1 pseudogene is annotated in these 301 nt (G+C 59.8%); it reads left to right on the top strand.

Going from position 1 to position 301, the window contains the following annotated elements:
* Positions 1–86 precede the first annotated feature (86 nt).
* Positions 87–301 (top strand): annotated as a pseudogene (locus AC1DYF_RS40445) (IS110 family transposase); the annotation flags it as partial.

Raw genomic sequence — 301 nt, 5'->3', positions numbered from 1 at the left:
CCCCACAAGATTCCATGAGGGTGGATAGCGCCACGGCTTGTATCAAAGTCGTGTTTGCAATCCCAACTTTGGAGGGCCTCATGGATATGATCGCAGAGAACCCCGATCGCGCGGGCGCTATCCGCACTGATCTTGGCGCAATTTTCGTCTCATTGGAACTGTCGCGCGCCAAATGGCTGGTGACATCGCTTTTGCCGGGTGGCGGCGAGAAGCTGTCGCAGCACACAGTCAAGAGCGGCGACCTGGCAGGACTTTTGGATCGTTTGGCGACGCTGGTGGGCAAGGCGCGGGCGCGCAGCGG

The organism is Rhizobium sp. P2_G9 (assembly GCF_056403475.1).
Note: the sequence above shows the minus strand (reverse complement) of the source record. Positions and strands in the feature narration are given on the sequence as shown.